We start from the raw sequence: 26,317 nt of genomic DNA on the forward strand, positions 1-26,317 counted from the left end.
ACTACGACCGAAAAACCCAGAGTGTGCTCCGGATAGACTGAAAAGTGTTACCTATGTTCCCGGTCTGATCTGTTACCTATGTATCCGGTCATACACTTCGCTTACCGGGCCTACGGGTCCGAGGCCATTGTAGGCCCGGTAAGCGAAGCGCCACCGGGCATTTGAAACCGTAGGCCTGGGCAAGCGAAACGCCGCCAGGCAAAACGATCTTATCGACGACGCCCCAGCTTCACCGACTTCAGCACCACAAACTTGTTGTTTGTCGCAATGGTGACGCAGTTACCGAAAATCTTCTTCAGCTTGTGGAAGTAGTCCAGATGGCGGTTCGCCACGATGTACAGCTCGCCGTTGATTTTCAGGCAGCGGCGCGCGTGGTGGAACATCTCCCACGCGACGTTATCCGTCAGGGCGTGCTTCTGGTGGAACGGAGGATTGCAAAACACCGCGTTGAAGCGGAAAGGCTCTACGCCGGACAGCGAGTTATTGATCATAAACTCGCAGCGATCCAGCGCCTCCGGCAGATTGGTTTCCACGTTCAGACGGCTTGAAGCCACCGCCATTGGCGATTCGTCGCTGAACACCACGCTGGCCTCCGGGTTCTTCACCAGCAGCGTCAGGCCAATCACGCCGTTACCGCAGCCGAGATCGACAATCTCCCCTTCCAGGTTTTCCGGCAGATGTTCCATAAAGAAGCGTGCGCCGATATCCAGACCGGTACGGGAGAAGACGTTCGCGTGGTTGTGGATGGTCCAGTCGGTCCCTTCCAGCTTCCAGCTCAGGGTCTCTGGCGCGTCGGCCAGTTCCGGCGCGCTGAAGGTACAGTTGATCAGGCGCGCTTTTTTCCAGGCCAGCGTCGTAGTGGTCGGGCCGAGCACTTTCTCGAACAGTTCCAGCGTCGAGGTGTGAATATCACGCGCCTTGGCGCCCGCGATGATGCGCGTTTCTGGCGTCACGACTTTGCGCAGCGCGCGCAGTTGCTGCTCCAGCAGCGCCATGGTTTTGGGCACTTTAATCAGAACCACGCCTGGCGCCTGCGGGTAGTCCGCGGTGCTGTCGAGGAACTTCACGCTGGATTCGTCGATATCGTTGTGACGCAGGTTTTCACGCGTCGCCAGCTCGCTTAAGTAAGAATCGCCGATACTGTAAGGCGCATGTTCCGCGAGCGCACAGCCCAGCGCGCCAAACGCGTCATTCAGGATCAGTACCGGGCCGCGGATTTCAGTCTCATCCAACTGCTGCAGCAGATATTCATCCGCCGCTTCCCACGCCTGAAGCGGGTTCACGTCGTCCGTTTCCGGGAAACGTTTAAGGTTGAGTGAACGGAAACCGTTGTCTAAGTGGCTCATCGGCCCTCCTGAATGGTAAAATTTGGCGTATCCCTGAAAAGGGTGCGTGAGTATACCCGTTTTCACACTATTTTGGGGTTTTGATGAACCAGCTGACTTATCTCCAGGGCTACCCGGAGCAATTACTATCCCAGGTTCGCGACCTGATCGCCGCGGGAAAGCTCGGCGCGGTGCTGGAAAAACGCTACCCGGGCACGCATGATTTCGCGACTGACAAAGCCCTCTGGCAGTATACGCAGGATCTGAAAAGCCAGTATCTGAAGAGCGCCCCGCCGATCAACAAGGTGATGTACGACAACAAGATCCACGTGCTGAAAAACGCGCTCGGCCTGCATACCGCCATCTCCCGCGTGCAGGGCGGCAAGCTGAAGGCTAAGGCGGAGATCCGCGTCGCGACCGTCTTTCGCAATGCACCGGAAGCCTTTCTGCGGATGATCGTGGTGCACGAGCTGGCGCACCTGAAAGAGAAAGATCACGACAAAGCGTTCTATTCCCTGTGCTGCCATATGGAGCCGCAGTACCACCAGCTGGAGTTTGATACCCGTTTGTGGCTGACGCATTTATCGTTAAAGAGTAATGCGCAGTAGCGCACGCGAAATGTCATGAGGACGTGCTACAGTGGCTTTAGGTTCCCTGCTACGGAGTACGTAAACGTTTATGATACGTTTCGCAGTCATCGGTACGAACTGGATCACGCGCCAGTTCGTCGACGCCGCCCACGAAACCGGCAAATATAAGCTCACCGCAGTCTATTCCCGCAGCCTTGAGCAGGCGCAAAGTTTTGCGAATGACTACCTGGTTGAACATCTGTTCACCTCACTCGATGAGATGGCGCAAAGCGACGCCATTGACGCGGTCTATATCGCCAGCCCGAATGCTCTGCACTTCCCGCAAACGAAGCTGTTCCTCAGCCATAAAAAGCATGTGATCTGCGAGAAGCCGCTGGCGTCGAATATCCACGAAGTGGAAGCCGCCATTGCGCTTGCCCGCGAAAACCAGGTGGTGCTGTTTGAAGCGTTCAAAACCGCCAGCCTGCCCAACTTCCTGCTGTTGCAGCAGTCCCTGCCGAAAATTGGCAAAGTGCGTAAAGCCTTTATCAACTACTGCCAGTATTCCTCGCGCTACCAGCGCTATCTGGACGGCGAAAACCCGAACACCTTTAACCCGGCCTTCTCGAATGGCTCGATTATGGATATCGGTTTTTACTGCCTGGCCTCTGCGGTTGCGCTGTGGGGGGAACCACACGGCGTGACGGCCACCGCCAGCCTGCTGGAGAGCGGCGTGGATGCACACGGCGTTGTGGTGCTGGACTACGGTGATTTCAGCGTGACGTTGCAGCACTCGAAGGTCAGCGACTCCGTGCTGCCAAGCGAAATTCAGGGCGAAGACGGCTCGCTGGTGATCGAAAAAATCTCCGAATGCCAGAAGCTCAGCATCGTTCCGCGCGGCGGAAAAGCGCAGGAGCTGACGCAGCCTCAGCATATTAACACTATGCTTTATGAGGCAGAGGTCTTCGCCCGTCTGGTAGAAGACAACGAAGTGAACCACCCGGGACTGGCGATCAGCCGCACCACGGCGAAGCTGCAAACGGAGATCCGCCGACAGACCGGCGTAATCTTCCCCGCAGACGGCGTGAATGTGGAAGCCGTCGCGTAAAGCTGTGTAATGAAATCGTGCAGACCATTGACGAAATCGATGGTCTGACATAATTTGTTACCTGCAAAGGGGAGTAACTTCTTCGCCGGTGGATCGTCATTACGATGCGTGCAAAACCGCATCCGGTCGCCGGGCAACCTTCGTGGTTGTAAGTGAGACCTTGCCGGAAGGCGAGGTCTATGCATAAAAAGCTAACGGCTATCGTCTTCTGACCATAGCCGTTTTTGTTTTTTTATGTGTAAGGAAAATAGTATGCATTCTGTCGGCACTCCAATGCTGTGGGGCGGATTCGCGGTTGTCGTGCTCATCATGCTGGCGATCGACCTCTTTTTGCAGGGTCGTCGCGGCGAACACGGCATGAGCGTTAAGCAAGCCGCCGTCTGGTCGCTGGTATGGGTTACCCTCTCACTTCTTTTCTGCGCCGCCTTCTGGTGGTATCTGGCCTCAACCGAAGGTCGCGCGGTGGCCGATCCTCAGGCACTCGCCTTCCTCACCGGCTATCTGATTGAAAAAGCGCTGGCGGTTGATAACGTCTTCGTCTGGCTGATGCTGTTCAGTTACTTCGCCGTGCCTGCGGCCCTGCAACGCCGCGTGCTGGTATACGGCGTGCTGGGCGCCATCATCCTGCGTACCATCATGATCTTCGCCGGTAGCTGGCTGATTACCCAGTTCGAATGGCTGCTGTACGTGTTTGGTGCGTTCCTGCTGTTCACCGGGGTCAAAATGGCGCTGGCGAAAGAAGACGATACCGGTATCGGTGATAAGCCGCTGGTGAAGTGGATCCGGGGTCATCTGCGCATGACGGACAAGATCGAGAGCGAGCATTTCTTCGTGCGTAAGAACGGCCTGCTGTTCGCCACCCCGCTGCTGCTGGTGCTGATTCTGGTCGAGCTGAGCGACGTGATTTTCGCGGTGGACAGTATCCCGGCTATCTTCGCGGTCACTACCGACCCGTTCATCGTCCTGACCTCGAACCTGTTCGCCATCCTCGGCCTGCGTGCGATGTACTTCCTGCTGGCGGGCGCGGCAGAGCGCTTCTCAATGCTGAAGTACGGTCTGTCGGTGATTCTGGTCTTTATCGGTATCAAGATGCTGATTGTTGATTTCTACCATATCCCGATCGCCATTTCGCTCGGCGTGGTGTTTGGCATTCTGCTGGTGACGCTGATTATCAATACCTGGGTTAACCGCCAGCACGATAAGAAGCAGCAGGCTTAGTGCAACGTTCGGTGCGGGCTGATGCCCTCACCCCACCCCTCTCCCACGGGGAGAGGGGGAAATGCAATGCAGGCCGGGTAAGCGCAGCGCCACCCGGCACTTTCGTTAACCAATAGTTAAAAAACATGACGCAACACGTAAAATCCAGCATTTTACGCTTCCGCCTTTCGCTGCTTTCCCTGATACTCAACCAGGCAAACAAATACTTACATCCGGATACAAATGTGACTTAGAGCACATCCAGGATGGAACGCAATTTCACTCAGGAATAACGTATGAGCACACAATCTAAGGGCCTGCTTGCGCGCCTGGCGCAGGGCAGTCTTGTAAAACAAATTCTGGTCGGGTTGGTACTGGGTATTCTGCTGGCGATGGTGTCAAAACCTGCGGCGGAAGCGACGGGACTGCTCGGCACCCTTTTCGTTGGCGCACTGAAGGCCGTCGCCCCGGTACTGGTGCTGATGCTGGTGATGGCGTCGATTGCCAACCACCAGCACGGACAAAAAACCAACATTCGCCCTATTCTGTTCCTGTATCTGCTGGGAACCTTCTCTGCTGCCTTAACGGCCGTTGTGTTTAGCTTCCTGTTCCCGTCCACGCTGCACCTGACCAGCGCGGCCGGTGATATCACCCCGCCGTCCGGGATTGTGGAAGTCCTTCGCGGCCTGCTGATGAGCATGGTCTCTAACCCCATCACCGCACTGATGAACGGAAACTACATTGGCATCCTGGTCTGGGCGATTGGTCTGGGCTTCGCGCTGCGTCATGGCAACGAGACCACGAAAAACCTGGTTAACGATTTGTCCAATGCAGTGACCTTCATGGTGAAGCTGGTGATTCGCTTTGCACCAGTCGGTATCTTTGGTCTGGTTTCTTCGACGCTGGCCACCACCGGTTTCGACGCACTGTGGGGCTACGCGCAGCTGCTGGTCGTCCTGGTCGGCTGTATGCTGCTGGTGGCGCTGGTGATCAACCCGCTGCTGGTGTTCTGGCAGATCCGCCGCAACCCGTATCCGCTGGTGCTGACCTGCCTGCGCGAGAGCGGCGTGTATGCCTTCTTCACCCGCAGCTCAGCGGCGAACATACCGGTGAACATGGCGCTGGCGGAGAAGCTGAACCTGGACCGCGATACCTATTCGGTGTCGATTCCCCTGGGTGCAACCGTGAACATGGCCGGTGCGGCGATTACCATCACCGTGCTGACGCTGGCGGCGGTGCATACGCTGGGTATTCCGGTAGATCTGCCAACCGCGCTGCTGCTGAGCGTCGTTGCATCACTGTGTGCCTGTGGCGCATCCGGCGTGGCGGGCGGCTCTCTGCTGCTGATCCCGCTGGCCTGTAACATGTTCGGTATTCCGAACGAGATTGCCATGCAGGTTGTCGCGGTCGGTTTCATTATCGGCGTATTGCAGGATTCCTGCGAAACCGCGCTGAACTCCTCTACCGACGTGCTGTTTACCGCCGCAGCCTGTCAGGCGGAAGATGCGCGTTTAGCGAAGAACGCCCTGCGCAGTTAAAAAGAAAAGCCCGGTGGCGGCTACGCCTTACCGGGCCTACAAGGTAAATGCAAAACGGCAACATGTGTTGCCGTTTTTAGTGTTTGCACCCTCTCCCTGTGGGAGAGGGCCGGGGTGAGGGCACCAGCCCGCACCCGACTTATAGCGTCACACCACTCTTAAAGATCGCCAGCTCGCGGAAGTCGTTCTTCTCGTTGCAGGTCTGCCTGCCGCTGGCAAATTCCACAATCGTGTCCACGAATTCGCTCAGCAGCTGCGGCATCGCTTTGCCGTGGATCAGCTGGCCCGCGTCAAAGTCGATCCAGTGCTTTTTCTTCGCCGCCAGTTCGCTGTTAGTGGCGATTTTCACCGTCGGCACAAACCCGCCGTACGGCGTACCGCGACCGGTACTGAACAGCACCATATGACAGCCCGCTCCCGCCAGCGCGCTGGTGGCGACCGCATCGTTGCCCGGTGCGCTGAGCAGGTTCAGGCCGTGCGTTTTCAGACGCTCACCATAGCGCAGCACGTCCACCACCTGGCTGGCGCCCGCTTTTTGGGTGCAGCCCAGGGATTTCTCTTCAAGCGTGGTGATCCCGCCCGCCTTGTTCCCCGGCGAGGGGTTCTCGTATATCGGCTGGTTATGGGCGATGAAGTACTGTTTGAAGTCGTTGACCATGGTGACGGTCTTCTCAAAGGTCTCTTCGTCGCGGCAGTGGCTCATCAGAATGCGCTCTGCGCCGAACATCTCCGGCACTTCGGTCAGCACCGTAGTGCCGCCGTTGGCAATCACGTAATCCGAGAAGCGACCCAGCATTGGGTTAGCGGTTATGCCGGAAAGGCCATCAGATCCGCCGCACTCCAGGCCAAACTTCAGTTCGCTCAGCTTGCCCGGCTCGCGCTTGTCGTGACGCATCACCTCGTACAGCTGATGCAGCTGTTCAACGCCCGCTTCCACTTCGTCGTCCTGGTGCTGACACACCATAAAGTGCACGCGCTCAGGGTCAAATTCGCCCAGCGTGTCGCGGAAGGCGTCGACCTGATTGTTCTCGCAGCCGAGGCCGATCACCAGCACCGCGCCCGCGTTCGGGTGGCGCACCATATTTTGCAGCATGGTGCGGGTATTGATGTGGTCGTCACCCAGCTGGGAGCATCCATAGGTGTGACTGAACAGATGCACACCGTCGGTGCCTTCAGCATCATTAGTCTCTTTCAGGAAACGCGTCTGAATTTGACGCGCGATCCCGTTCACGCAGCCGACAGTCGGGAGGATCCACAGCTCATTGCGGATCCCCACCTCGCCGCTGGCGCGGCGGTAGATCTGTACCTCACGATCGGCCGCCTGTCCTTCTTCTGGCTGGAAGTCAGGTTGATAGCTGTACTCGTCCAGATCGCTGAGATTGGTGCGGGTATTGTGGGAATGAATGTATTCACCCGGCGCAATATCCGCCAGCGCATGACCGATGGGCAAACCGTACTTCACCACGTTCTCCCCTTTCGCGATGGGGATCAGGGCAAACTTATGTCCACGTCCGATGGCCTGGCGTAACGTCACCGACTGGTTGTCGAAGGTCACTTCCATCCCTTCGGCTAAATCTGCCAGCGCGACGGCAACGTTATCCAGCGAATGGATTTTGATGTATTGCATATCAACCTCAAACGGCCTTAGTTCAGTTCAATGGCGAAGTAGTCACGCGCATTGTTAAAGCAGATGTTTCTCACCATTTCGCCCAGCAGCTGGATATCCGCTGGCGCTTCGCCCGCGTGCACCCAGCGGCCAATCATCTGGCACAGAATGCGGCGGAAATATTCATGGCGGGTATAGGAGAGGAAACTGCGGCTGTCGGTCAGCATGCCAACGAAGCGGCTCAACAGGCCGAGCTGCGCCAGCTGTGTCATCTGACGCTCCATGCCGTCTTTTTGATCGTTAAACCACCAGCCGGAACCGAACTGCATCTTGCCCGGCATCCCTTCGCCCTGGAAGTTGCCGATCATGGTGCCCAGTACTTCGTTATCGCGCGGGTTCAGGCAGTAGAGAATGGTTTTTGGCAGCAGGTTTTGCTCGTTCTGTTTGCTCAGCAGTTTTGACAGCTCTTCTGCCAGAGGGCGGTCGTTGATGGAGTCGAAGCCCACGTCCGCGCCCAGCAGTTTAAACTGACGCTGGTTGTTATTACGCAGCGCGCCGATATGGTACTGCTGAACCCAGCCGCGACGGGCATATTCCGCACCTAGGAACACCAGCACCGCGGTTTTAAACTGGGCGACTTCATGCTCGCTCAGGGCTTCGCCGGAGAGACGACGCGCCAGGATGCTGTCCAGCTCGGCTTCGCTGGAATCCGCGAACAGCACCACGTCCAGCGCGTGGTCAGACACTTTACAGCCGTGTGCGGCAAAGTGATCCAGACGTTTGGTCAGCGCGGATTGCAGATCGGCGAAACGACGGATATCGGTATCCGATACTTCCGCCAGCTTCGTCATGTAGTCATTAAAGGTCGGCAGCTCAATGTTGAAGGCTTTATCCGGACGCCAGCTTGGCAGCACTTTGATGTCAAAGGTGCTGTCCTTCGCGACAACCGCGTGGTGCTCCAGGGAGTCGATCGGATCGTCGGTTGTGCCCACCATCTTCACGTTCATCTGCTGCATGATGCCGCGCGCCGAGAAGCTATCCTGCCCCAGCAGTTCGTTGCACTGATCCCAGATTTCATCCGCCGTGGCGGGAGAGAGCAGCTTGCCGGTGATACCAAAAGGACGACGCAGTTCGAGGTGCGTCCAGTGGTATAACGGGTTACCGATGGTGTGGGGAACGGTAGCGGCCCAGGCGTCAAACTTCTCGCGATCGGTCGCGTCGCCGGTACACAGGCGCTCGGCCACGCCGTTGGTGCGCATCGCGCGCCACTTATAGTGGTCACCCTTCAGCCAGATATCATACAGGTTTTTGAAACGGTAATTTTCGGCAACCTGTTGCGGCGGTAAATGGCAGTGGTAGTCGAAAATCGGCTGATCTTTTGCGTAGTCGTGGTACAGGCGGCGAGCAAATTCGGTATCTAACAGGAAATCTTCGGTCATAAACGGTGTCATTATCGTCTTCCTCATTACGGGAGCGTCAGAAAGCTTATGTTCAGATGCTGCAAAGTTATCACACCAATTTCCAGAGTCCGACGTTTTTTTCGTGAGTTAGATCAATAAACGTCGACAAATAAATTACCCTCAAAGGGGTAAACCTTCTTGCAGGCCGCGCCAGATCTGGCTTTACGCACGCCGCATAATATCCCTACAAAGATTCACTCTTTTGTGATGTCACTCACCTTTTAAAGTTGTATGACAAGTTATCTTTTCGCCGTCGCAAACTATAAGCCGACGGAATGCATTACCGGTGTTTGTTACATCGGATTTAACGGTACGGAAGCCGACTTAGCACGATGACTTATGGCAAGGTTCGGGCCGTTCCGGGACAGGTTCCCGGTTACGCCCCTCCCGTTACAGAACAGCTCCCGGCAACGGTTGAGTTGTTGCCGTGTCCCGACACGGAAATAACATAACGATGAGGTTTTACATGCGTAAAATTAAAGGGTTACGTTGGTACATGATCGCACTGGTGACGCTCGGCACCGTGCTGGGCTACCTGACACGTAACACCGTGGCAGCAGCGGCGCCAACGTTGATGGAAGAGTTACATATCTCCACACAACAATACTCTTACATCATTGCGGCGTATTCTGCCGCTTACACCGTAATGCAGCCTGTTGCAGGTTATGTTCTTGATATTCTGGGTACAAAAATTGGTTATGCCTTCTTCGCTGTAGCATGGGCCGTCTTCTGCGGGGCGACGGCGCTGGCTGGCAGCTGGGGCGGGCTGGCGCTGGCGCGTGGTGCGGTAGGTGCTGCCGAAGCGGCGATGATCCCTGCGGGTCTGAAAGCCAGCTCTGAATGGTTCCCGGCAAAAGAACGTTCAATCGCTGTCGGTTACTTCAACGTGGGTTCCTCCATCGGGGCGATGATCGCTCCGCCACTGGTGGTGTGGGCGATTGTGATGCACAGCTGGCAAATGGCGTTCATCATCTCCGGTGTGCTGAGTTTTGCCTGGGCCATGGCGTGGCTGATCTTCTATAAACACCCGCGCGATCAGAAAAAGCTGTCTACCGAAGAACGTGACTACATTATCAATGGTCAGGAATCTCATCATCAGACCGACAACGGCAAGAAAATGTCCGTCTGGCAGATCCTGGGTACCCGTCAGTTCTGGGGTATCGCCCTGCCACGCTTCCTGGCGGAACCGGCCTGGGGTACGTTCAACGCCTGGATCCCGCTGTTCATGTTCAAAGTCTACGGCTTTAACCTGAAAGAGATCGCGATGTTCGCCTGGATGCCAATGCTGTTTGCAGACCTGGGCTGTATCGTCGGCGGCTACCTGCCACCGCTGTTCCAGCGCTGGTTTGGCGTGAACCTGATTGTGTCCCGTAAGATGGTGGTCACCATGGGCGCCCTGCTGATGATTGGCCCTGGCATGATTGGCCTGTTCACCAGTCCTTACGTGGCTATCGCCCTGCTGTGTATCGGGGGCTTTGCTCACCAGTCTCTGTCTGGCGCGCTGATTACGCTCTCGTCCGACGTGTTTGGTCGTAACGAAGTTGCCACCGCCAACGGTCTGACCGGGATGGCCGCCTGGACCGCAAGTACCCTGTTCGCCCTCGTGGTCGGCGCGCTGGCAGACACCATCGGCTTCAGCCCGCTGTTCGCGGTACTGGCCATCTTCGACCTGCTGGGTGCAGTGGTTATCTGGACGGTGCTGAAGAGTAAATCCGCCGAGGAACTGGCGAAAGAGTCCCTTGGGGGACCGGCGACGCAGAGTTAGCTTGTTGTGCCGGGTGGCGGCTCCGCCTTACCCGGCCTACAACACCCGATAAAACCGTAGGCCGGGTAAGCGTAGCGCCACCCGGCAAAAACGTCGCAAAAGCCGCCTCCGGGCGGCTTTTTTAATGGCGAAATCTGGAGAGTGGCAAGCAAAAGTGGTATAACAAATCATTCGCCGTACCCTGCCTGGAGCGCATATGGAAATCACCGAATCACGTCGTTTATATCAACAACTTGCCGCCGAGCTGAAAGATCGCATCGAGCAAGGGGTCTATCTTGTCGGTGATAAACTTCCCGCTGAGCGTTTTATTGCGGATGAAAAAAGCGTCAGCCGTACGGTGGTCCGCGAAGCCATCATCATGCTGGAAGTTGAAGGGTATGTTGAGGTACGCAAAGGTTCCGGTATTCACGTGATTTCCAGCCAGGCGAAACACTCCCCCGCGCCGGACGAAAGTCTGGAATTTGCCAGCTACGGTCCGTTTGAGCTTCTCCAGGCTCGCCAGCTGATTGAAAGCAATATCGCAGAATTCGCAGCGACGCAGGTCACCAAGCAGGACATCATGAAGCTGATGGAAATCCAGGATCATGCGCGTAAAGAAAAATGTTTCCGCGATTCCGAATGGGACCTGCAATTCCACGTTCAGGTCGCCCTTGCGACTCAGAACACAGCGCTGGCGGCAATCGTTGAAAAAATGTGGACTCAGCGCGTTCACAACCCGTACTGGAAGAAACTGCACGATCACATTGATTCCCGCACGGTAGACAACTGGTGTGACGACCACGACCAGATTCTTAAGGCCCTGATTCGTAAAGATCCGCATGCGGCGAAACTGGCAATGTGGCAGCATCTGGAGAACACTAAACAGATGCTTTTTAATGAAACGAGTGATGACTTTGAATTTAACGCTGACCGCTATCTTTTTGCTGATAATCCGGTGGTTCACCTCGATACCGCGACCAATGTCGCAAAATAACCTCCTGAACTGCTGGCAGGCGCACCGCCGCGCCTTCCGGCCAGACAGGGTAAGAAAACCTCTATAGTGTCAGCCTTTGTAAAATCTCTCGCTCCCCTCCGTGGCTTACGCCAAAATCGTGTTTCCCCTCAAATTCTGTGACGCAGAACGTCGGGCTTTGTTACAATTGGATTCACTTCGTTATTTTGTAAGTTAGTGCTTGCTAACCAGCCAATTAACAGGGAACAGTGTTGGCCACACATCATTGTGTCCGCGAGCGACCATAATGAAATCATAACAATGTCGCCGTGCTGTTTTCCCGAATGACAGGCGTGACGTTAACCGATTTCCAGGAACACTGAATGGAACTTTTGACCCAACTACTGAACGCCCTCTGGGCTCAGGATTTCGAAACGCTGGCCAACCCGTCCATGATTGGCATGCTCTACTTTGTGTTATTTATGATCCTGTTCCTTGAGAACGGTTTGCTGCCTGCTGCCTTTTTACCGGGCGACAGCCTGCTGGTGCTGGTTGGGGTGCTCTGTGCAAAAGGAGCGATGGCTTTCCCACAAACGGTTCTGCTGTTGACCATTGCCGCCAGCCTGGGTTGCTGGGTGAGTTATATTCAGGGGCGATGGCTGGGCAACACGCGAATCGTTCAGAACTGGCTTTCGCATCTTCCGGCACATTATCACCAGCGAGCGCACCACCTTTTCCATAAGCACGGGCTCTCCGCCTTGCTGATTGGCCGCTTTATCGCATTCGTACGCACCCTGCTGCCGACCATTGCGGGCTTGTCCGGCCTGAGCAGCGCGCGCTTCCAGTTCTTTAACTGGATGAGCGGCCTGCTGTGGGTTCTGATCCTGACCACGCTCGGCTACGCGCTCGGTAAAACGCCGGTCTTTATGAAATATGAAGACCAGCTGATGTCTTGCCTGATGCTGCTGCCCGTCGTCCTGCTGGTGTTTGGCCTGGTCGGTTCACTGGTCGTACTGTGGAAAAAGAAATACGGAGCCAGGGGTTAACGATGGTTATCTCCCCGCTCGCGCTGCGCCGCTTCTCTTACGCCATCGTCGCGCTAATGATGTTCAGCGCTCTCATCCTGCTATGGTCTGCCCTACAGCACCAGGAGTCGACGCTGACTATCCGTCCTGTGAGTCAAGGAACCAGCGTGCCGGATGGTTTTTCCATCTGGCATCATCTGGATGCTAACGGGATCCGCTTTAAGAGCATCACGCCGCAAGACGATGTGCTGCTGATAAAATTTGACTCCAGTGCGCAAAGCGCCGCGGCGAAAGCGGTGCTGGACCGCACGTTGCCGCAGGGTTACATCATCGCGCAACAGGATGATGACAGCCACGTAACCTCCTGGATGTCACGGTTACGCGACACGTCGCATCGATTTGGCTAACGACTAATATTCCGAATATTTTCACCCACTTTGGTGAAACTCCCGTTTACTTACTATGCTTAAGTACGCGGAGCACCCCTCAGATGTTCTCCGCATAGTTCTGGAACACGGCTTACGCCGTAACACAATGGAAGGTTTCTATAATGAAATACCGCATCACCCTGGCTCTGGCCCTTTTTTCTTTAAGCACAGCTTCCTTCGCTATGTCTCTTTGTCAGGAGAAAGAACAGGATATTCAACGCGAAATCAGTTATGCCGAAAAGCATAACAATCAGCACCGGATCGACGGACTGAAAAAAGCGCTGAGCGAAGTGAAAGACAATTGTACGGACAGCAAGCTGCGTGCCGATCATCAGGAAAAAATCGCTGAACAGAAGGACGAGATAGCCGAGCGCCGTCAAGACCTGCAAGAAGCGAAAGAGAAAGGTGATGCGGAAAAAATTGCCAAGCGCGAGAGGAAGTTGCAAGAGGCGCAGGACGAACTGAAAGCGCTGGAAGCTCGCGATTATTGAGTTAACGGAAATCTCAACAGGAGAGAATCATGTCAAAAGATACAACTTCAGAACATCTGCGCGCTGAGCTGAAATCCCTGGCGGACACCCTGGAAGAGGTGCTGAACTCTTCTGCCGATAAATCGAAAGAAGAAGTCAGCAAACTGCGCAGCAAAGCGGAGCAGGCACTGAAAGAGAGCCGTTACCGTCTGGGTGAAACCGGTGATGCACTGGCGAAACAGACCCGCGAAGCGGCTGCGCGCGCAGACGAATATGTACGTGACAATCCATGGACAGGCGTTGGTATTGGTGCCGCAGTGGGTGTGGTGCTGGGTGTCCTGCTGACGCGTCGTTGATTATGGAAGATCCACGTCACGCACAAGGGCCTGCTAAAAACGTCCTCGGCATCGGCCAGCGTATTCTTACGACGCTGGTCGGGATTGCCGAAACGCGCGTCCGGCTTGCGGTAGTGGAACTGGAAGAGGAGAAAGCCAATCTCTTCCAGATGCTGCTCATGCTTGGGCTTACGATGCTCTTTGCCGCGTTTGGTCTGATGAGCCTGATGGTGTTAATCATCTGGGCTATCGATCCACAGTATCGACTGAACGCGATGATTGCGACTACCGTGGTTCTGCTGGTGGCGGCGCTGATAGGCGGTATCTGGACCCTGCATAAAGCGCGCACGTCGACCTTCCTGCGCCATACGCGCCAGGAGCTGGCCAACGACCGCGCCCTGCTGGAGGATGATAAGTCGTGAGCGACAAAGCCGAACGTCAAAAGCGGAAAGCGTATCTGCTGAGCCAGATCCAGCAGCAGCGGCTGGACCTGTCCGCTAGCCGTCGCGACTGGCTGGAGCTGACCCAGCGTTACGATCGCGGCTGGAATACTCTTCTGAGCCTGCGATCGTGGGCGCTGGTGGGTAGCAGCGTGATGGCGATCTGGACGATTCGTCATCCAAACATGCTGATTCGCTGGGCACGCCGTGGCTTTGGTGTCTGGAGCGCATGGCGTCTGGTGAAAGCAACGATTCGTCAGCAGCAGCTGCGCTAGCCTTCTCGCCGGGTGGCGATGCGCTTACCCGGCCTACGGTAAAAAGTAGGCCGGGTAAGGCGTAGCCGTCACCCGGCAAAATCTCTCTATGCTCCCTTACTCAATATCTTTGAAAAAGATTGACAGTTTTCCTTGCTAACAATTGCCATCCGCCCCGTTTACACTCCTCTCCATCGACAGCAAAGACGCGGTATCTACCCGAATTTGCACGCAAATAACGTTTAGCCGCTGATGTGGTTTCCTGGAGAGTAAAATGAAAAAATTAGATGATGTTGGTGTATTGGTAGCGCGTATTCTGATGCCTGTGCTGTTCATCACCGCAGGCTGGGGCAAAATTACCGGCTATGCGGGCACTCAGCAGTATATGGAAGCGATGGGCGTACCGGGTTTCCTGCTGCCACTGACCATCCTGCTTGAGTTCGGCGGCGGCCTGGCAGTGCTGTTCGGTTTCCTGACCCGCACCACAGCGCTGTTCACCGCAGGCTTTACCCTGCTGACCGCGTTCATCTTCCACAGCAACTTTGCGGAAGGCGTGAACTCCCTGATGTTCATGAAAAACCTGACCATCGCAGGTGGCTTCCTGCTGCTGGCTATCACGGGTCCGGGCGCCTACAGCATCGACCGTCTTCTGAATAAGAAGTGGTAAGCACGCTATACTGATTAAATTCAAAGCGAGGAGACATCTCCTCGCTTTTGCTATCTGACGGAGGAGTAAAAAATGGGACAACTCGTAGACGGCGTCTGGCAGGATGTCTGGTATGACACCAAATCCACCGGTGGACGCTTTAAGCGCTCTGTTTCGGCCTTCCGTAACTGGCTGACCGCCGACGGCGCGCCCGGCCCGAGTGGCGAAGGGGGCTTTGCGGCGGAGAAAGATCGTTATCATCTGTATGTTTCTCTCGCCTGTCCGTGGGCGCACCGCACGCTGATTGTGCGCAAACTTAAAGGTCTCGAATCGCTAATTCCGGTTTCGGTGGTCAACCCGCTGATGCTGGAAAACGGCTGGACGTTCGACAGTGACTTCCCGGCCGCGACGGGTGATGAGCTTTATCATCACGATTTCCTGTATCAGCTCTATCTGCGCGCCGATCCGCACTACACCGGACGCGTAACGGTGCCTGTGCTGTGGGACAAGAAAAACCAGACGATCGTCAGCAATGAATCCGCTGAAATCATTCGCATGTTCATTACCGCGTTTGACGCGCACGGCGCCCGCGCCGGGGATTACTATCCGGTTGAGCTGCGCGAGAAAATTGACGAGCTGAACGGCTGGATCTACGACAACGTCAACAACGGCGTCTATAAAGCCGGTTTTGCCACCAGTCAGGAAGCGTACGACGAAGCGGTCGGCAACGTGTTTGGATCCCTGGAACGTCTGGAGCAGATCCTCGGCCAGCATCGTTATTTAACGGGCGATCGCCTCACTGAAGCAGACATCCGCCTGTGGACGACGCTGATCCGCTTCGATCCGGTGTATGTCACCCACTTCAAGTGCGACAAGCATCGCATCAGCGATTATCTGAACCTGCACGGTTTCCTGCGCGACATCTATCAGATGCCGGGTATTGCGGAGACGGTCAATTTTGAGCATATTCGCACCCATTATTTCCGCAGTCATAAGACCATCAACCCAACGGGCATTATCTCCATTGGCCCGTGGCAGGACCTGGATGAACCGCACGGGCGCGACGTGCGTTTCGGATAATTATTTAGGGAATCAATTGATTCCCTTTTTTAATTCACGGCATACATCTATCCTTACCTCGATCGCTTAGAAAACAAGTGATTGACTGACTAAGAGGCAAGGAAAAATGGACTGGTATTTAAAGGTACTGCGCAACTACGTTGGATTTGGTGGCCGTGCCCGCCGTAAAGAGTACTGGATGTTCGTTCTGGTGAACTTCGTCCTGATTATGGTGCTGGGCATTGTGGACAAGATCCTCGGCTGGGAACGCGAGGGGGGTGAAGGCATTCTCACCACCATTTATGGTGTGTTAGTTCTGCTGCCTTCATGGGCCGTACTGTTTCGTCGTCTCCACGACACCGATCGTTCGGCGTGGTGGCTGCTGTTGCTGTTGATCCCGCTTGTCGGCTGGATCGTGATTTTGATTTTCAACTGTCAGAGCGGAACGCCGGGAGAAAACCGCTTTGGTCCGGATCCGAAGATCTGCGCATAAAAAAAAGCCCGGTGGCGCTTCGCTTACCGGGCCTACAAATTACGATTTTATTTATTATATTGCGTGAAAAGCTTCGGAATTTCGCGTAAACACCATGATTTGGCTTCGCCCATGCTGTCACGACGCCACGCCATAATAATATCCACTTCGCTGGTGTATTCCGGGCTGACAACGCGCAGCCGTCCCTCTGCAATGTCCTTTTCGACGAACGGATACGGCATGGTCGCCACGCCCAGCCCCGCCAGCAGCGCCTGACGCTTATCTTCCAGCGACGTCACCGTCAGACGCGGCTGTTTATCCAGCAACTGCACCGTTAGCACCGGGCGCTCGCGCGCGGTATCCGCCACCGCCACGCCGCGGTATTTCACGCGCGTGACCTCAGAGAGCGGTTCCGGCTCATGATGGATCGGGTGACCCGGCGCAGCGACGTAGACGTTCATCACGCTGTACAGTTTGCGCGAGTTAATTTCTGACGATGAGCGGAAATGCATATCCGGCGCAATGACGATATCCGCCCTGCCCGTCTCAAGACGCTCCCACGCCCCGGCCAGTACCTCGGTGATGATCGACAGCTGGGTATTGGCTTTCGCGGCCAGTCTGTCCACCAGCGGGAACAGCGCCTCGGTGGGCACCAGCGCTTCGGTCACTAACGTCAGATGGGTTTCCCAGCCGCGGGCCAGCGCTTCGGCATCGGTCGTCAGTTTATCCGCCGCTTCCAGCAATACGCGGCCGCGCTCCAGCAGCATCCGCCCAACGTTGGTGAATTTTGTTCGATGACCGGAGCGATCGAAGAGCACAACATCCAGCTCCTCCTCCAGCTTTTGCATGGTATAGCTCAGCGCAGACGGAACGCGCCCCAGTTCATCTGCCGCCGCGGCAAAACTGCCGCGCCTGTCAATCGCGTCCATGACGCGAAGCGCCTCAAGCGTCAATGCTCTCTCTTTAGCCATCTCGTTCTCATTCAGGAAATTTGAACATACCGGGCAGAATATCTGGCTAACAATGCAGCGTCCATACCTTTACCATTGATTTAGTGTAAAGAGAGGTCAAGTTTATGATTACGACAAGAACAGCGAAACAGTGCGGACAAGCCGATTTCGGTTGGTTGCAGGCCCGCTACACCTTTTCCTTTGGACACTACTTTGACCCTAAACTTCTCGGTTACGCTTCACTGCGCGTATTGAACCAGGAAGTGCTCGCCCCGGGCGCGTCCTTCCAGCCGCGCACGTACCCGAAAGTCGATATCCTGAACCTGATCCTGGAAGGCGAGGCAGAATACCGCGATAGCGAGGGCAATCATGTCCAGGCGAAGGCTGGCGAGGCGCTGTTAATTTCCACGCAGCCGGGTATTAGCTATAGCGAGCATAACCTCAGCAAAGACAAAACGCTGACCCGCATGCAGCTGTGGCTGGATGCCTGTCCGGAGCGGGAAAATCCGCTGGTGCAAAAAATCGATCTGAAGGGCGATAAACAGCAGCTGATTGCCTCGCCAGACGGCAGCAAAGGCAGCCTGCAGTTACGCCAGCAGGTGTGGCTGCACCATATCGAACTGAAAAAAGGTGAACAGGCAAGCTTCCAGCTTCATGGCCCGCGCGCCTATCTGCAGTCCATTCACGGAACGGTGCATGCGGTGACGCACGCGGAAGAGAAAGAGGCGCTCACCTGCGGAGACGGTGCGTTTATTCGTGATGAAGCGAATATCACCCTGGTGGCGGATACGCCGCTGCGCGCGCTGCTGATTGATTTGCCGGTTTAAAGAACAGACTCGCCCCTCACCCTAGCCCTCTCCCCAAAGGGGAGAGGGAACGATCGAGCCCCTCGCCCCTATGGGGAGAGGGGTTGGGGTGAGGGGAAATTTTTACACCTTACTCGCCATAATCTCAATAATCTGCCGGTCCGTTGCCTGCATCGAGCGGCACGCCAGCGCGCACAGGTTCGCGATCGACTGCTCCACGTCGTGCGCCACAATCCCCTCGTTGCCCGTCACGGCAGTATCATCCAGCGCCATCATCACGGCTTTCCAGGCGCTGGTGACGCTGGTCGAGACCTTCATTGCGCAACTGTTAGACGCCCCGTCACAGATCATCCCGCTGACGTCGCCGATCATACTGCCGATCGCCATGGCAATAGTCTGGTAAGAACCGCCCATCAGCCACGCCATCCCTGCGGCGGCCCCCATTCCGGCCGTTGTCGCCGCGCACAACGCGGACAAGCGCGGAAGCTGGTAATGGATATAGATCGCCGACAGGTGCGAGAGCATCAGCGCCCGCGCCAGCCGTTCGTCATCGGCCTGAACGTGCTCAGCCACCACCACCACTGGCATGGTGGCGGTGATGCCCTGATTCCCGGAACCCGAGTTGCTCATCGCCGGCAGCGTCGCGCCCCCCATGCGGGCATCCGAGGCTGCGCTGGTGCGGATAACAATGTCTGAACCCAGATCCTGCGCCATCCATCCGCGTGTGCGCTGTTTATTGAGCGTCGCACCAATATGCAACCCCCAGTTGCCACGTAAACCTTCGCGGGAGAGCGCATCGTTCAGCCGTCCCGCATCGAGGATAAAGCGGATCGCGTCGAACGGCACCTGTTCCACAAACTCAAGGATCTGCGACAGCGTGGTGGTCGAGAGCACCTCCAGCGGATCGTCGCTGTTCTGGTTCTGATTATCGTCAAGCCTGAAGCGCGTTTCGCCCTGACAAACTACCTCCACCACGCGAGTGTGCCCGCCAGCGATGGTCACCATCGCCGAGGATTCACCGACGTAAACGCAGGCACGTGAATAGAGGATCTCATCGCACGGCTCCTGCAATTTTACCTGCACCAGACCCGCGTTCAGCAGTGCTTTGGCGCGCGTTAGCGCCTCGGACGACGCGTCTTTCAACACCTCCAGTCCGGCATGCGCGTTACCGCCAATCGCGCCCAGCGCGGCCGCGATGGGTAAACCGACCATACCGGTACCGGGCACCGTTACACCAAGCCCGTTTTTCATCAGGTTCGGCGATACCCACGCCTCGATACGCGTCACCTCACCGTCAAGCTGTCCGGCAGCCATCGCGCACGCCAGCGCCAGCGAGACGGGTTCGGTACAGCCCAGCGCAGGCTTTACCTCTTCCTGCACCGCGCGAATAAAATGGTTCCATAAAGGATTAATTTGCTCAGACATCGTTACGACCTTATTTAACCTCATGAGAAGGCGAGGAAAGGAGAAACACAAAGCAGCAGCCCGGTAATTACAATAATCACCAGCGATACGCCTTTATATTTATGAAGTGCGGGCACTTTGTAGACCAGCCACGCCGGAATTAAGCAGCCCACCATCCCGAAAATAGGGCTACAGATGGAAGTGAAGCTCAGCACCGGCGCGTTTAACACAATCGCGCTCCAGGCCAGCAGGATGGCGAACAGCATAATCCCGCGCTGGACGGCATTTTCATTGATTTTCTCCGCCGGCATTTTGCGGCGCAGGATGTTCATCACAATGCCCTGCGTCGCCTCACGAAAGCCGAGATAGACGCCAAAGAACGCGGTCATCACAGCGAAAATATTGAGGATTACGCTGACGATTTTGACCCAGCCCGCGCCGTCACCGCTGATAAACTGTGCTGCGATTGCCAGGGCGGAAATATTCTGCTCGTAGGCTTTTACCGCCTCGTCGTGCCCCATCGCCAGGGTGAAGGAGACAGCGTAGAAAAAGACCGTCACAAACAGCACACCAAAGGCGATATTCATTGCCCGCAGCGCTTTATGACGCGCCACCTCAACGGATTTTTCCCTTGAACGATAGGAAATCACCATCGGGCTTAATGTCTGAATAAACAGAATGGAGGTTAAGGTGAAAGGCAGCGTAATAATGGCGTTTTTAATCAGCAGCCCCATTGGCGGCAGCATGCCGACGTTGGCTAAATGCCAGAGGCCAATCATCGAAAGCCCCAGCGCCGCCACCACAAATAATTTGGTCAGCACCATCAGGCTGGAGACTTTAAACAGCAGCTTTTCACCGCGCGACGAAATGGCGACCAGAATGCAGATCAGGAATAAGCCGTAGAACGGATTTTCCGAGAGCAAACTGTCGGTTACGCCGAAGGTGTGTAAATAGGATGCGCTGTCGTTGGTAATGGCCGTCGAATAGACAAACATCCAGATCACCAGCATCACGAAATAAAGTGCACCCAATAAGATGCCCCAGTTTTTGCCTAAATATCCGCTAATAACGCTCGGATAGTCTTTACATTCCGGTGATTCCGCCAGCGTATTAATAAACAGGCGCTGGAACAGGTACATGGCCGGATAACCAATTATCGACGAGAGTAAAAATACCCATAGCCCCATTAATCCAACCTGCACCGGAAGAAAAACAATGCCCGCGCCGATAGCCATCCCAATACTCATGATGACCCAGCCCGTATCGGTGCTGTCGAATTTAATCGCCTCTCGCCATTCGCTTTCGCTCATTCCCGCCCGCCTTGCCGCAGGGGAATCACTCACAATCACACTGCTGTTTGTTGCCATATTCATTGGGCACTCGCTTATTTTGTAGGGTAACGATTTGTTTTTATAAGGTTCCGATCGCCAGCGATTGCGAGTCAGAGGGTGCAGGTGTGAGTTATTGGTATGGGGAGATCATATCCGGAGCGCGGGAGAAAAAAGTCACAACTTTTATAGGGATTTCCTAAGGCAAGAGGAAAATATTACTTCGGGATAGCAGAAAAGAGAGCGAGTTTTCTAAAATTGACGGTGTTCACAAAATTAAAAGCCTCCTCATCTGAGGAGGCTGAAGATGGGGCCTGTGTTAGATCGCCTGCGTAAACGTCCTCGAAATCACGTCCTGCTGCTGCTCGCGCGTCAGAGCGTTAAACCGCACCGCATAGCCTGAAACGCGGATCGTCAGGTTCGGATAGTTCTCCGGATGGGCGATGGCATCCAGCAGCATCTCCCGGTTCATCACGTTGACGTTCAGGTGCTGCCCGCCCTCGATGGTCGCTTCGTGGTGGAAGTACCCGTCCAGCAGCCCGACAAGGTTGGTTTTGCGCACCAGCTCGTCCTTGCCCAGTGCCTGCGGCACGATGGAGAAGGTGTAGGAGATCCCGTCTTTGGCATAGGTGAACGGCAGCTTGGCGACCGAGGTCAACGACGCCACCGCTCCTTTTCTGTCGCGCCCGTGCATCGGGTTGGCGCCAGGCGCAAACGGTGTACCGCCGCGACGTCCGTCCGGCGTGTTGCCGGTCTTCTGCCCGTAAACCACATTGGAGGTGATGGTCAGGATCGACTGCGTCGGCACGGCGTTGCGGTACGTCGGCAGCGCCTGGATTTTCTTCATAAAGCGCTCAACCAGATCGCAGGCGATACTGTCCACGCGATCGTCGTTGTTGCCGTATTGCGGATAGTCGCCTTCGATGACGAAATCGACCGCCAGACCGGTGTGGTCGCGCACCGGTTTTACCGTGGCGTATTTGATGGCTGACAGGGAATCCGCCGCCACCGACAGTCCGGCAATGCCACAGGCCATGGTGCGGTAAACGTCCCGGTCGTGCAGCGCCATCAGCGAGGCTTCGTAGCTGTATTTATCATGCATGTAGTGAATGAGATTCAGCGCACTGATGTACTGCACTGCCAGCCAGTCCATGAAGTGATCGAGGCTCGCCATTACGGTGTCGTAATCCAGTACCTCATCCAGCAGCGGCTCGGTTTTCGGCCCCACCTGGATCTTCAGCTTCTCATCCACCCCGCCGTTAATCGCGTACAGCAGCGTTTTCGCCAGGTTGGCGCGTGCGCCGAAGAACTGCATCTGCTTGCCGATCACCATCGGACTGACGCAGCAGGCAATGGCGTAGTCGTCGCTGTTAAAGTCGGCACGCATCAGATCATCGTTCTCGTATTGCAGCGAGGAGGTGACGATCGAGACCTGCGCGGCGTATTTCTTGAAAGCGATCGGCAGCTGTTCGGACCAGAGGATCGTCAGGTTTGGCTCCGGCGCAGGCCCCATGGTGTGCAGGGTATGCAGATAGCGGAAGCTGTTTTTGGTCACCAGCGTACGGCCATCCAGCCCCATGCCGCCGATCACTTCCGTGGCCCAGATCGGATCGCCGGAGAAGAGCGTGTCGAACTCCGGCGTGCGCAGGAAGCGCACCATGCGGATCTTCATGATGAAGTGGTCGATCAGCTCCTGGGCCTGCACCTCGTTCAGCCTTCCTGCCTGCATGTCGCGTTCAATGTAGATATCGAGGAACGAGGCCGTGCGCCCCAGCGACATCGCCCCGCCGTTTTGGGATTTCACTGCGGCAAGGTAGGCAAAGTAGACCCACTGCACCGCTTCCTGCGCATTCATCGCCGGACGTGAAATATCAAAGCCATAGTTCGCCGCCATCTGCTGGATCTGGAGCAACGCACGTTTGTGCTCCGCCAGCTCCTCGCGCAGGCGGATCGTGTCCTCCAGATCTTCTCCGCGCTCCAGTTTCCCCTGGAGATCGGCGAACTGAAGTTCACGCTCGCGCACCAGATAGCTGATGCCGTACAGCGCCACGCGACGGTAGTCGCCGATGATGCGTCCGCGCCCGTAGCCGTCCGGCAGACCGGTCAGCACCCCCGATTTGCGGCAGCGCATCATCTCCGGGGAGTAAACGTCAAACACGCCCTGGTTGTGGGTTTTGCGCAGGTCTGTGAAGAGATATTCAAACTGCGGATCCATCTCGCGACCGTAGGCTTCGAACGAGCTGCCGATCATGTTGATCCCGCCGTACGGATGCAGGGCGCGCTTGAGCGGCTTGTCGGTTTGCAGGCCGACGATCGTCTCCAGCTCCTGATCAATATAGCCCGGCCCGTGCGCGGTAATAGTAGTGGCGATGTTGGTGTCAAAATCCACCGGAGCGTGAGTAGCATTCTCCTGACGAATGCCGACCATCACCTTCTGCCACAGCGCCGTCGTTGCTGGCGTCGCCTGCGCGAGGAAAGCTTCATCGCCTTCATAAGGGGTGTAGTTATGCTGAATAAAATCGCGCACGTTAACGGCGTTTTTCCATTCTTCACCGCGAAACCCGGCCCATGCGTCGCTGTAAGGCGCGACGCCCGTATCGATTGTTACTTTCATCAGATTCTCGCTTTATCAGGCGTAAGCCGCAGCCGGAGTAACCTTCCCAAGACGGAGGGCGTCCAGTGCGATCATTTTTTCTTCATTGGTAGGGATCACCGCGCAGGCCGCGCGGGACGACTCGGTGGAGATCACGCGCTCGCCCGCGCTGCCCGGCAGGGCATTTTTGGACTCGTCGAGGATGATGCCAAACACCTTCAGGTGCTCCACCACCAGCGCGCGTATGAGCACAGAGTTCTCACCGATCCCGCCGGTAAACACCACGCCATCCAGACGGTGCAGGGACGCGGCATGACCGGCGATATGCCGCGCTATGCGGTGGACAAAGGTCTTTATCGCCAGCCGCGCCCGCTCGTTGCCGTCATGCCAGGCTTTCTCCAGCACGCGCAAATCGGAGGAGATGCCGGAGAGCCCCAGCAACCCGGACTCTTTATTGACCACGCGCTCCAGATCCTCGAACGTCTGGCCGCTCTGCCGGGCAATCCACGCCATCGCGCCAAAATCTACGTCGCCACAGCGTGTGCCCATCACCAGTCCTTCAAGCGGCGTCATCCCCATGGACGTGTCCACGCTTCTGCCGTTACGCACCGCGCAAATGGACGCCCCGTTGCCGAGATGGGCAATCACCAGGCCGCTGTCTTCGGCGGAGAGCCCGAGAAGCGCGTGCGCCTGCGCCGCCACGTAGCGGTGAGAGGTGCCGTGGAAGCCGTAGCGGCGCACGCCCAGCTCTTCAAAATAGCGGTACGGCAAGCCGTACAGATACGCCTGCGGCGCCATGGTCTGGTGGAAGCTGGTATCAAATACCGCCACCTGCTGCACCCCGGGGAAGAGTCGCTCTGCGGCTTCCACGCCGCTCAGGTTAGCGTAGTTATGCAGCGGCGCCAGCGGGGAGACCTGGCGGATCTGCTCCATCACCTCTTCCGTGATCAGGGTCGACTCGCTGAAGAGATCGCCGCCGTGGGCAATGCGATGGCCAATCAAAGCCACGCTGCCCATCAGGTCGCGCTTCTCCAGCTCCAGGGCGATGGCGGCCAGCGCCCCTTCGTAGTCCTGATGAGCCAGTCTGACTGGCTCACCCCCATTCACGGAAATAAAGGCTTTTTCTGTGTTGATGCCGTCCGCAATGCCCGTCAGCAGGGCATCGCAGCCTGCGGCGTCCAGCACCGAAAACTTAACAGAGGACGATCCGCAGTTAATGACCAGTACTACCGGAAACTCAATCATGGTATGGCTCCGCTCTTCCTGAGCTTTGGTTTAAAACAGTTTGTACACGATGTTCAGAATGGTCAGCAGGCCGACCACGGTTACGAAGATGTTCTCGGTCCGGCCTTTGTATTTCGCCAGCGCCGGTGCTTTGCGGATGGCGTACATCGGCAGCAGGCACAGCAGAGAGGCGATAATTGGCGCGCCCATGGCTTCAATAAGGTCCAGAATGTTCGGGTTGGCATAGGCCACAATCCAGGTGGAGCCCATGATGAAGACCATGCTGATGGTGTTCAGCTTGCCCACGGAGACGTTCTTCTTGTCGCCCTTGTAGCCGAACTTAACGATCAGGCCGTTCAGCCCCTCCAGCGTGCCCAGGTAGTGACCGAAGAAGGATTTAAAGATAGCGACCAGCGCGATGATGGACGCGCCGTACTCCAGCACCGTGGCGAACGTGGATTTACTGCCTGACATCGACGCAAAGTGGTTCGCCAGGTAAGAGAGCACCGGAATGTTCTGCGCTTTGGCGTCCGCCATGTTCTGCGGAGAGAGCGTAAACAGGCAGCTAAAGGCGAAGAACATCACCACCGCCACCATCAGCAGGCTGGCGCGACCGATGATTTTGGAACATTTCTGCTCGGTGAATTCTTTACCATACTCCGGCTCGTACTCTTCGCGCTTGGAGACCACAAACGAGGAGACGATAGGCGAGAAGTTGAAGGAGAAGACCATAATGGAAATCCCCAGCCACACCGTGACAAGAATGCCGTCATGACCGGTGAAGGCGATATCGCTCAGGTTAACCTGGTCGATCACCGCTGAGTTCCAGTACGGGATCAGCGAGAGAGAAATCAGCACCAGGCTGGCGATGAACGGGAACACCAGGTAGCTCATCACCTTCACCATCAGGTCTTTACCGAACCAGATCACAAAGGCCATCAGCAGCAGCAGGAACAGCGCTACCACGCCGCGGTTCAGGGCAGGCATCTGGAGCTGGTTTTCCCAGAAGGTCATAAAGGTGTTGGTAATGGTGACGCCGTAAATCCACAGCAGCGGGCAAATAGCAAAGAAGTAGAGGAAGGTGATCACCACCCCGCCGGTCTTACCAAAATGCTCCTCCACCGTTTCGGTGATGTTGCCGGAGACGTTACTGCCGGACAAACACAGACGCGCCAGTGCGCGGTGGCAGTAAAAGGCAATGGGGAACGCCAGAACCAGCATCAGCAAAATAGGGATCAACCCCCCAAAGCCTGCGCGGATGGGGAAGAACAGCACGCCAGCGCCAATGGCGGTACCAAACAGGCCGAGCGTCCAGGTGGTATCCGATTTACGCCAGGAGGACGTTTTTGTCTGGCCAACGATAATGCTTTCTGTGTTGCTCATA

Annotated in this window: 25 protein-coding genes; 16 read left to right on the forward strand and 9 right to left on the reverse strand. The window is 56.2% G+C overall.

Translation table 11 applies throughout. The annotated features are described in order from the left end of the window. Window positions 1-209: 209 nt before the first annotated feature. Window positions 210-1,346: a 23S rRNA (guanine(1835)-N(2))-methyltransferase RlmG gene (gene rlmG, locus IM282_RS20260; protein ID WP_192970765.1), complete on the reverse strand. Its 1,137-nt coding sequence runs from the start codon at window positions 1,344-1,346 to the stop codon at window positions 210-212. Window positions 1,347-1,429: 83 nt separating this feature from the next. On the opposite strand from rlmG, the gene IM282_RS20265 reads away from it, so the two are divergent. From IM282_RS20265 to sstT, 4 genes are all read left to right on the forward strand, one after another. Then, complete coding sequence (locus IM282_RS20265) at window positions 1,430-1,933, forward strand: M48 family metallopeptidase (RefSeq protein WP_023298690.1); 504 nt, start codon at window positions 1,430-1,432, stop codon at window positions 1,931-1,933. A 70-nt stretch (window positions 1,934-2,003) separates the two neighbouring features. After that, window positions 2,004-3,002: a Gfo/Idh/MocA family protein gene (locus tag IM282_RS20270; RefSeq protein WP_022649469.1), complete on the forward strand. Its 999-nt coding sequence runs from the start codon at window positions 2,004-2,006 to the stop codon at window positions 3,000-3,002. A 252-nt stretch (window positions 3,003-3,254) separates the two neighbouring features. Beyond that, a complete protein-coding gene (locus IM282_RS20275; RefSeq protein WP_022649470.1) occupies window positions 3,255-4,220 on the forward strand; it encodes a TerC family protein in 966 nt (321 codons plus the stop codon). A gap of 275 nt (window positions 4,221-4,495) precedes the next feature. Beyond that, entirely contained in the window at window positions 4,496-5,737 is a 1,242-nt protein-coding gene (gene sstT, locus IM282_RS20280) for a serine/threonine transporter SstT (protein ID WP_023298692.1), read from the forward strand. Window positions 5,738-5,876: 139 nt separating this feature from the next. Here sstT and IM282_RS20285 read toward each other — a convergent pair whose 3' ends face one another. Together IM282_RS20285 and uxaC are read right to left on the reverse strand one after the other, a co-directional pair. After that, window positions 5,877-7,364, reverse strand: a complete 1,488-nt coding sequence (locus tag IM282_RS20285) for a UxaA family hydrolase (protein WP_023307033.1) — start codon at window positions 7,362-7,364, stop codon at window positions 5,877-5,879. A gap of 17 nt (window positions 7,365-7,381) precedes the next feature. Continuing rightward, complete coding sequence (gene uxaC / locus IM282_RS20290; protein ID WP_023298694.1) at window positions 7,382-8,794, reverse strand: glucuronate isomerase; 1,413 nt, start codon at window positions 8,792-8,794, stop codon at window positions 7,382-7,384. Between the two features lie 475 nt (window positions 8,795-9,269). Here uxaC and IM282_RS20295 point away from each other — a divergent pair, with 475 nt between their 5' ends. The 11 genes from IM282_RS20295 (at window position 9,270) to IM282_RS20345 (ending at window position 16,649) form a co-directional block, all read left to right on the forward strand. Continuing rightward, window positions 9,270-10,568 (forward strand): MFS transporter, encoded by a 1,299-nt coding sequence (locus tag IM282_RS20295; protein WP_022649474.1) that lies wholly within the window; start codon window positions 9,270-9,272, stop codon window positions 10,566-10,568. Between the two features lie 196 nt (window positions 10,569-10,764). Further along, window positions 10,765-11,541, forward strand: a complete 777-nt coding sequence (gene exuR, locus IM282_RS20300; RefSeq protein WP_192970766.1) for a transcriptional regulator ExuR — start codon at window positions 10,765-10,767, stop codon at window positions 11,539-11,541. Between the two features lie 341 nt (window positions 11,542-11,882). After that, window positions 11,883-12,545 carry a DedA family general envelope maintenance protein YqjA gene (yqjA, locus tag IM282_RS20305; protein ID WP_022649475.1) on the forward strand — a complete coding sequence of 221 codons (663 nt, stop codon included), beginning with the start codon at window positions 11,883-11,885 and terminating at the stop codon, window positions 12,543-12,545. Between the two features lie 2 nt (window positions 12,546-12,547). Continuing rightward, complete coding sequence (mzrA, locus tag IM282_RS20310) at window positions 12,548-12,931, forward strand: EnvZ/OmpR regulon moderator MzrA (protein ID WP_058677050.1); 384 nt, start codon at window positions 12,548-12,550, stop codon at window positions 12,929-12,931. A 143-nt stretch (window positions 12,932-13,074) separates the two neighbouring features. Then, on the forward strand, window positions 13,075-13,443 hold the full coding sequence (locus IM282_RS20315; protein WP_017382428.1) for a DUF1090 domain-containing protein: 369 nt from the start codon (window positions 13,075-13,077) through the stop codon (window positions 13,441-13,443). A 29-nt stretch (window positions 13,444-13,472) separates the two neighbouring features. Then, window positions 13,473-13,778 carry a YqjD family protein gene (locus IM282_RS20320; RefSeq protein WP_008503141.1) on the forward strand — a complete coding sequence of 102 codons (306 nt, stop codon included), beginning with the start codon at window positions 13,473-13,475 and terminating at the stop codon, window positions 13,776-13,778. 2 nt (window positions 13,779-13,780) lie between these two features. Beyond that, a complete protein-coding gene (locus IM282_RS20325) occupies window positions 13,781-14,179 on the forward strand; it encodes a phage holin family protein (RefSeq protein ID WP_003862647.1) in 399 nt (132 codons plus the stop codon). Beyond that, on the forward strand, window positions 14,176-14,472 hold the full coding sequence (locus tag IM282_RS20330; RefSeq protein ID WP_022649477.1) for a YqjK-like family protein: 297 nt from the start codon (window positions 14,176-14,178) through the stop codon (window positions 14,470-14,472). The genes IM282_RS20325 and IM282_RS20330 overlap by 4 nt, the downstream gene beginning before the upstream one ends. 253 nt (window positions 14,473-14,725) lie before the next feature. After that, on the forward strand, window positions 14,726-15,118 hold the full coding sequence (locus tag IM282_RS20335) for a DoxX family protein (RefSeq protein ID WP_032626373.1): 393 nt from the start codon (window positions 14,726-14,728) through the stop codon (window positions 15,116-15,118). Between the two features lie 72 nt (window positions 15,119-15,190). Beyond that, window positions 15,191-16,177, forward strand: a complete 987-nt coding sequence (locus IM282_RS20340; protein WP_192970767.1) for a glutathione S-transferase family protein — start codon at window positions 15,191-15,193, stop codon at window positions 16,175-16,177. A gap of 106 nt (window positions 16,178-16,283) precedes the next feature. Beyond that, on the forward strand, window positions 16,284-16,649 hold the full coding sequence (locus IM282_RS20345; protein WP_023307037.1) for a DUF805 domain-containing protein: 366 nt from the start codon (window positions 16,284-16,286) through the stop codon (window positions 16,647-16,649). A 47-nt stretch (window positions 16,650-16,696) separates the two neighbouring features. Here the strand turns inward: IM282_RS20345 and IM282_RS20350 are convergent, their stop codons facing one another. Continuing rightward, window positions 16,697-17,599: a LysR family transcriptional regulator gene (locus IM282_RS20350; RefSeq protein WP_038416772.1), complete on the reverse strand. Its 903-nt coding sequence runs from the start codon at window positions 17,597-17,599 to the stop codon at window positions 16,697-16,699. 104 nt (window positions 17,600-17,703) lie between these two features. Here IM282_RS20350 and IM282_RS20355 point away from each other — a divergent pair, with 104 nt between their 5' ends. Beyond that, entirely contained in the window at window positions 17,704-18,405 is a 702-nt protein-coding gene (locus tag IM282_RS20355) for a pirin family protein (protein ID WP_022649481.1), read from the forward strand. A gap of 102 nt (window positions 18,406-18,507) precedes the next feature. On the opposite strand, the gene IM282_RS20360 is transcribed toward IM282_RS20355, so the two are convergent. The 5 genes from IM282_RS20360 to tdcC form a co-directional block, all read right to left on the reverse strand. After that, on the reverse strand, window positions 18,508-19,809 hold the full coding sequence (locus IM282_RS20360) for a serine dehydratase subunit alpha family protein (protein WP_163347188.1): 1,302 nt from the start codon (window positions 19,807-19,809) through the stop codon (window positions 18,508-18,510). Window positions 19,810-19,829: 20 nt separating this feature from the next. Continuing rightward, window positions 19,830-21,161, reverse strand: a complete 1,332-nt coding sequence (locus IM282_RS20365; protein WP_192970768.1) for an amino acid permease — start codon at window positions 21,159-21,161, stop codon at window positions 19,830-19,832. Between the two features lie 274 nt (window positions 21,162-21,435). Beyond that, window positions 21,436-23,730, reverse strand: coding sequence for a formate C-acetyltransferase (gene pflB, locus IM282_RS20370; RefSeq protein WP_192970769.1), 2,295 nt, complete (start codon window positions 23,728-23,730; stop codon window positions 21,436-21,438). Between the two features lie 15 nt (window positions 23,731-23,745). Next, window positions 23,746-24,954, reverse strand: coding sequence for a propionate kinase (tdcD, locus tag IM282_RS20375; protein WP_192970770.1), 1,209 nt, complete (start codon window positions 24,952-24,954; stop codon window positions 23,746-23,748). A 30-nt stretch (window positions 24,955-24,984) separates the two neighbouring features. Next, window positions 24,985-26,316, reverse strand: coding sequence for a threonine/serine transporter TdcC (gene tdcC / locus IM282_RS20380; RefSeq protein ID WP_063150244.1), 1,332 nt, complete (start codon window positions 26,314-26,316; stop codon window positions 24,985-24,987). Between the last annotated feature and the right edge of the window lies 1 nt (window position 26,317).

Source organism: Enterobacter cloacae complex sp. P29RS (assembly GCF_014893445.1).
Taxonomy (GTDB): Bacteria; Pseudomonadota; Gammaproteobacteria; order Enterobacterales; family Enterobacteriaceae; genus Enterobacter; species Enterobacter intestinihominis.